The following is a 6,252-nucleotide window of genomic DNA, read 5'->3' as shown; positions in this document are numbered from 1 at the left end:
GTTCGTGCGCGTGACCGACCCCGCCGGGCGCCCCTGGCAGCCTCGGCGGGCGGGGCCTTGGGCTGCCAGGGGCGCCCGGCGGGGTCGGTCACGCGCACGAACAGGCGATTGTCGAAGCCCGCGAGCAGGCGCCCGTCGGGGCGCAGATCAATCCGGACGCCCTCGGGCTGCTCGTCGGTGTCGTCGGCCCACTGGAGCATGTTCTCGGACACGACCTGGCGGCCGCGGTCCGCGCTGCGCTCGGTGACGACCTCGATCGGCACGCGCTCCTCGAAGGGCTCGACGCCGCTGTGCTCCGCGGTCTCGTAGTGCAGCAGCAGCTCGCCGACGCCGGGCTCGACCTCCGGGGCGCGAAATACGCCTTGCGCGAGCCCCGAGTCGACGGTCTCGAGCTCGCCGAGGTCGTAAGGGTTGCCCTTGGCGTCGAGGTAGCGCAGCGAGATCACGGTCTCGCTGACCAGCGGCTGGAGATCCCCCCCGACGATCTGGGTCCGGACCGCGATCTGCTCACCCGCGATCCACTGGGTCTCGACCTGGACGTTGACCGAGCGCTCGACGTGCTGGCTCATGCTCCACAGGCTCGAGACGATCGCCAGCGCGAGCCCGAGCGGCCCGAGGATCATCAACATCCAGTGCAGGCGCGGGGCTCGCTCATCGCCGATCACCTGCTCGCCGGACAGCCCGGCCGCCTCGGCCCAGCTCGGCCGCTCAGGCTGCGCGATGGGCTCAGCGCTTGCGCTAGGTCCAGAGGCGGGCGGCAAGCTGGGCTCGGTGTCGTGGTCGTCTTGCATGCGTGAGATCCGACGCGCGGCGGACAGGATAGGCCCTGAGAGGTTTCAGCCCAGGCGCTGGCGCCCGTATGAGCGTTCGCGTGGCGGCCGCGCCCACATTTTCGTATCCTCCGCCGTCAAATGAAAGTCAGCGTCATCGGGACTGGGTACGTGGGACTCGTGGCTGCGGCGGCTTTCGCAGAGCACGGCAACGACGTGGTTTGTGCGGACATCGACGAAGCCAAGATCGCGGGCCTCGACCAGGGCGTCATCCCGATCTACGAGCCGGGGCTCGAGCCGCTCGTCAAGCGCAACATGGCCTCGGGCCGGCTGCGCTTCACGACCAGCAACCCCGAGGCCGCCGCCCACGCCGAGGTCGTGTTCCTCGCCGTCGGGACCCCGTCCGGGGGCACCGACGGCGCGCCCAAGCTCGACTACCTGTTTCAGGCCGCCCGCGACATCGCCCCGCACCTCAACGGCTTCACGGTCATCGTCAACAAGAGCACGGTGCCGGTCGGGACCGCCGAGCGGGTCTCGCGGATCATCTCCGAGCAGAACCCCGACGCCGACTTCACCGTCGCGTCCAACCCCGAGTTCCTCAAGGAGGGCGTGGCCGTGCAGGACTTCATGCACCCCGACCGCGTGATCATCGGGACCGACGACGAGCGCGCGCGCGATCGGCTCAATCGGCTCTACAAGCCCTTCTTCCGCACGAGCGAGCGGCTGCTGTACATGAACCCGCGCTCGGCCGAGCTGACCAAGTACGCGGCCAACGCCTACCTCGCCGCGCGGATCTCGTTCATCAACGACGTCGCCAACCTCTGTGACGCGGTCGGGGCCGACGTCGAGGAGGTCCGGCGCGGGATGGGCTCCGACGCGCGGATCGGCAACAAATTTTTGTTCCCCGGCCTCGGCTACGGCGGCTCGTGCTTCCCCAAGGACACCCGCGCGATGATCCGCACAGCCCGCGAGCACGGCATCTCGATGTCGATCGTCGCGGCCGCCGATCGCATCAACGAGGCCCAGAAGTTGGTCCTGGTCCGCAAGGTCCGGGGCCACTTCGGCGGCGAGCTCAGCGGCAAGACCCTCGCGCTGTGGGGCCTCGCGTTCAAGCCCAACACCGACGACATCCGCGAGGCCCCGGCGCTCACGATCGTCCGCTCGCTCGCGAGCGACGGCGTGAAGCTGCGCCTGTGTGACCCCGAGGCCGGCCCCAACTTCATGGTCGCGCTCGGTGACACGGCCGAGAACTTCCCGATCGAGCTGTGCAGCGATCCCTACGCCGCCGCCGACGGCGTCGACGCGCTGATCCTGTGCACCGAGTGGCGACAGTACCGGAGCCCGGACTTTCGCCGCCTCGCCGGGCTCATGAGCGACAAGGTGTTGTTCGACGGGCGCAACCAGTGGGACCGCGACCACGTCGAGTCGCTGGGCTTCTCCTACTCGGGCATCGGACGCTGAGGCCGGCGCTCTGCCTTTGACGCGCCCGCGGGCGCGTGCCAACGTTCACTGATGGCAGAAGGCAACGCGGGTGGACGGCTCATGGCGGTGGTTCTGCTCGCGGTCACGGGCCTGCTGTCCTACCAGGCCTGGGGCAACGCCAAGCTGACGACCGAGACCATGGCCCTGGCCAAGGACCACGCGTGCGACATGGACTCGAGCTGCATCGTGCTCGACAGCCAGCCCCGCGTCGGCAAGGCCGACATCGTTCGCCACCGCTACGAGTACAAGACGACCCACGGGATGATGACGGTGACCTGCAAGCGTCAGCTGCTGCTGTTCGGCCCCTGGAGTTGCACGCCCGAGGAAGGGCGGATGATCTCGGACCCCTTCTGATCGGGTTGGGGGCCCCCGCGAGCGACGGGTCGAGATCTCGCTTGGCCGGTCGGAGTCGAGTTGCGCGGACACCGTAAACTCACACCGAACGATTGGGAGGCGCGGCGATTGCTCAGCGTACGAGTCCGGGCGACACTGCTGGTGTCGACGTGAACGCCAAGCAAATCGTCGAAGATGGTCCCGTGCCCGCGCTGGCGGGTTGCGAGCCAAGCTTCGAGTGGGTGGTCCGGCGGATGCCGGGCCTCGCTTATCGATGCTCGGTCGATCCGTGCCTGACCATGCACGCGCTGACCCAGGGGGTCGCTGACCTGCTCGGCTACCCGGCCAGCGACTTCATCGACAACGCGGTGCGGAGCTACGCGAGCGTCATCCACCCCGACGAGCGCGCAGACGTCGCTCGCCAGCTGCGCGCGATCCTCGAGCGCGGCGACTCGCAGCCCGCACAGGTCGAGTATCGAGTTCTCACGGCCAGCGCCGAGCGCTGGGTTCAACAAAAAGCCTGGGTCGTACGCGATGCCCACGGCCGACCCACGTGGCTCGAGGGCTTCATCTTCGACATCACCGAACACCGCTTGCTCCAGCTCGCGGAGGCCGAGCGCCACGCGGCCTACGAGCGTCAGCACCGGGCGTTGTTTGCGCTCGCTACCAACCCGGCGGTCGCCGAAGGCCGCGTCGACGATCTCGCCCCGATCGTGACCGAGCTCGTGGCCAACGCGGTCGCGGTCGAGCGCGCGGGGATCTGGCTGCTCGACGAGCGCCGGACCCGGCTCGAGCTCGTGGATCTCTACCGCCGGGCCTCCGCGGTTCACGAGCGCGGCCTGACCCTGACCGCGGGCGACTACCCACGCTACTTCGAGGCCATCGACAGCGGGCGGACCCTCGACGTGCACGACGCCGTCAACGACCCGCGCACGCAGGAGTTCGTCGACGGCTACCTCCGGCCCGAGGGCATCGGGTCTGTGCTCGACGCTGCGATCCGCGTGGGCGGCGAGGTCGTCGGGGTCGTGTGCCTCGATCAGGTCGGCGGCTTGCGCGAGTGGCAGCGCCACGAGATCGAGTTCGCCAGCGAGGTCGCCGATCAAGTCGCGCTGGCCCTTCACAACCGCGCGTGGCTCGACGCTCAGGCCCGCGAGATCCTGCTCCAAGATCAGCTCCTCCACGGCCAAAAGATGGACGCGCTCGGCCGCTTCGCCGGCGGCGTGGCCCACGACTTCAACAACTTGTTGATGGCGATCGGCGGCAGCGCCGAGCTGCTCGAGATGCGGATCAACGACGCCACGTTGCGGTCCAGCGCCCAGGACATCATCGCCGCCACCCGTCGCGCGAGCGAGCTGACCGAGCAGCTGCGCGACTTCTCTCGCCAGCAGCCGCTGGCCCGCCGCGACCTCGATCTGGCCGTCGCCGTGCCCAAGCTCGAGCGCATGCTCTTGCACCTGCTCGGTCGCGGTGTCCGGCTGAAGATCGCCGTGCCCGACGAGCCGGTGATCGTGTGCGCGACCGACGGGCTGATCCAGCAGCTGCTGACCAACCTCGTCGCCAACGCCCGCGACGCCGTCCGCCACGACCGCAAGAACCCCGGCCACGTGGAGGTGGAGGTCGAGGTCGTCGAGTTCAGCGAGCGGATCACGGGCTTGCCCGAGTCGGTCCCCGACGGCCGCTACGCCTCGATCCGCGTGTCCGACGACGGCGAGGGGATGTCGCCCGAGGTCCAGGCCCGGGCGTTCGAGCCCTTCTTCACGACCAAGCCCGCGGGCGAGTTCACCGGCCTCGGGCTGGCGACGGTCTACAGCATCGTGCGGCGCTGCGAGGGCACGGTGAAGGTGTCGAGCGAGCCCGGCGAGGGCAGCCACTTTTACGTGCTGTTGCCCCTCGTCGAAGCCGAGGCCTCGGCCTCGGCCTCGGCCTCGGCTTCGGCTTCGGCTTCGGCTTCCTCCCAGTCTCCGGGGACTTGAGCTGAGGGGCCGAGGGGCGGCGGCACGCCGGTCACGACCGGCTTGGCGTCAGCCGATGTCGTAGTCCTTGATCTTGTAGAGCAGCGCCCGGTGGCTGAGATCGAGGAGCTTGGCCGCGTGGGTCCGGTTGCCGTCGGTCTGCTCGAGGGCGCGGAGGATGAGCTCGCGCTCGGTCCGCCGCTGGGCCCGCTTGACCGAGAGGTCGTCGTCGGAGAAGTGCAGGGCGAAGCCGATCTCGGCCGGGCCGTCGGCGGCTTGTCGGCGGCCGCGTCGGAGCCGCTCGGGGAGCTCGTCGGGACCGATCAGCGGGCCCTCGGCCAGGACCGCGGCGTGCTCGAGGGTGTTCTCGAGCTCGCGCACGTTGCCGGGCCAGTCGTAGGCCAGCATGATCCGCCGGGCCTCGGCGTCGACGCCCTCGACGGCGGTCCCGAGCCTGCGGTTGACGGTCGTCAAGAAGTGCTCGGCGAGCATCGAGATGTCCTCGCGACGCTCGCGCAGCGGGGGGATCCGCAGCTGCATCACGGCCAGCCGGTAGAACAGATCCTGGCGAAACTCGCCTTGCTCGACCATCTGCTCGAGCGCCCGCGAGGTCGCGGCCACGACCCGCACGTCGATCGGGCGCGGGGTGTTCTCCCCGACCCGCCGGATCTCCCGCTCCTGCAGCGCGCGCAGCAGCTTGACCTGGACGTTGGCCGGCAGCTCGCCGACCTCGTCGAGGAACACGGTCCCCTTCGCGGCGGCCTCGAACAGGCCGGGCTTGTCGCTGCTCGCGTCAGTGAACGCGCCCTTGGCGTGGCCGAAGAGCTCCGACTCGAGCAGGCCCTCGGGGATCGCCCCGCAGTTGACCGCGATGAAGGGCCCGTCGGCGCGGTCGCCCAGATCGTGGAGCGCCCGGCTGACGAGCTCCTTGCCGACGCCCGACTCGCCGAGCACCAGCACGGTGGTCTCGAAGCGCGAGACCTTGCGGACCGTCTTGGCGATCTTGCGCATCGCCGGGCTGTGGATCAGCAGGCGCCCGACGAGCTCGATGCCGTCGACGGCGACCGCGCCGGCCTCGAGCTCCGCGACCCTGGCCCGGAGGTTGGCGTTCTCTCGCCGCAGGCGCAGGCGCTCCTCGGCCTTGCGCAGCGTCAGCACGACCTCGTCCTGCTTGAAGGGCTTGGAGATGTAGTCGTAGGCGCCGCGCTGCATGGCCTCGAGCGCGAGGTCCACGGTCCCGAACGCGCTCATCATGACGAGGGTGATCTCCGGGTGCGCGCTGCTGAGTCGCTCGGCCAGCTCCAGGCCGCCGAGCCCCGGCATGCGCACGTCGGACAGGACCACGTCGACCGCCTCGCGCTCGACCAGCTCGAGCGCGAGCTCGCCGTCGGCCGCGCTGCGGACCTCGAAGCCCGCCCGCCGCAGCAGCAGCTCGAGCATGTGCCGCATGGGCTCCTCGTCGTCGACGACGAGAATGCGCGAAAAACCCGCAGTCGAGGCTCCAGGCCCCCCGGTCACAGCACTTCCTCGGTCACGGGGCGGATATTGGCATAGGCTGGTCCGGGTCCGGTCCTGCGCTAGCACCCCGGGCTGCTAGCCCTTCCATGGGCGCGAAATGGCGCCGGAACTGCTCAAAAACGCAGTCCCAGCCGAACATTCGCCGGGTTTTTTGGGTCGCCCTCGCCGCCATGGGAAGCTAGCTGGCGCAGAAGTCC

5 protein-coding genes are annotated in these 6,252 nt (G+C 69.7%); 3 read left to right on the top strand and 2 right to left on the bottom strand.

The genetic code is table 11. The annotated features are described in order from the left end of the window. A partial coding sequence (locus ENSA5_RS34375) for a hypothetical protein (protein ID WP_146156427.1) occupies positions 1-791 on the bottom strand: 791 nt, incomplete at its 3' end. Positions 792-911: 120 nt separating this feature from the next. Here ENSA5_RS34375 and ENSA5_RS34370 point away from each other — a divergent pair. From ENSA5_RS34370 to ENSA5_RS34360, 3 genes are all read left to right on the top strand, one after another. Then, positions 912-2,231, top strand: a complete 1,320-nt coding sequence (locus ENSA5_RS34370) for a UDP-glucose dehydrogenase family protein (protein ID WP_106395957.1) — start codon at positions 912-914, stop codon at positions 2,229-2,231. Positions 2,232-2,282: 51 nt separating this feature from the next. After that, positions 2,283-2,606: a hypothetical protein gene (locus ENSA5_RS34365; RefSeq protein ID WP_106395956.1), complete on the top strand. Its 324-nt coding sequence runs from the start codon at positions 2,283-2,285 to the stop codon at positions 2,604-2,606. 149 nt (positions 2,607-2,755) lie between these two features. Beyond that, entirely contained in the window at positions 2,756-4,558 is a 1,803-nt protein-coding gene (locus ENSA5_RS34360) for a PAS domain-containing sensor histidine kinase (RefSeq protein WP_106395955.1), read from the top strand. Between the two features lie 48 nt (positions 4,559-4,606). On the opposite strand, the gene ENSA5_RS34355 is transcribed toward ENSA5_RS34360, so the two are convergent. Continuing rightward, a complete protein-coding gene (locus ENSA5_RS34355) occupies positions 4,607-6,055 on the bottom strand; it encodes a sigma-54-dependent transcriptional regulator (protein ID WP_258183109.1) in 1,449 nt (482 codons plus the stop codon). Positions 6,056-6,252: the final 197 nt, after the last annotated feature.

The organism is Enhygromyxa salina (genome assembly GCF_002994615.1).
GTDB classification, from domain to species: Bacteria; Myxococcota_A; Polyangia; order Nannocystales; family Nannocystaceae; genus Plesiocystis; species Plesiocystis salina_A.
The sequence above is the reverse complement of the archived record's forward strand: the minus strand, read 5'-3'. Positions and strand labels throughout refer to the sequence as shown.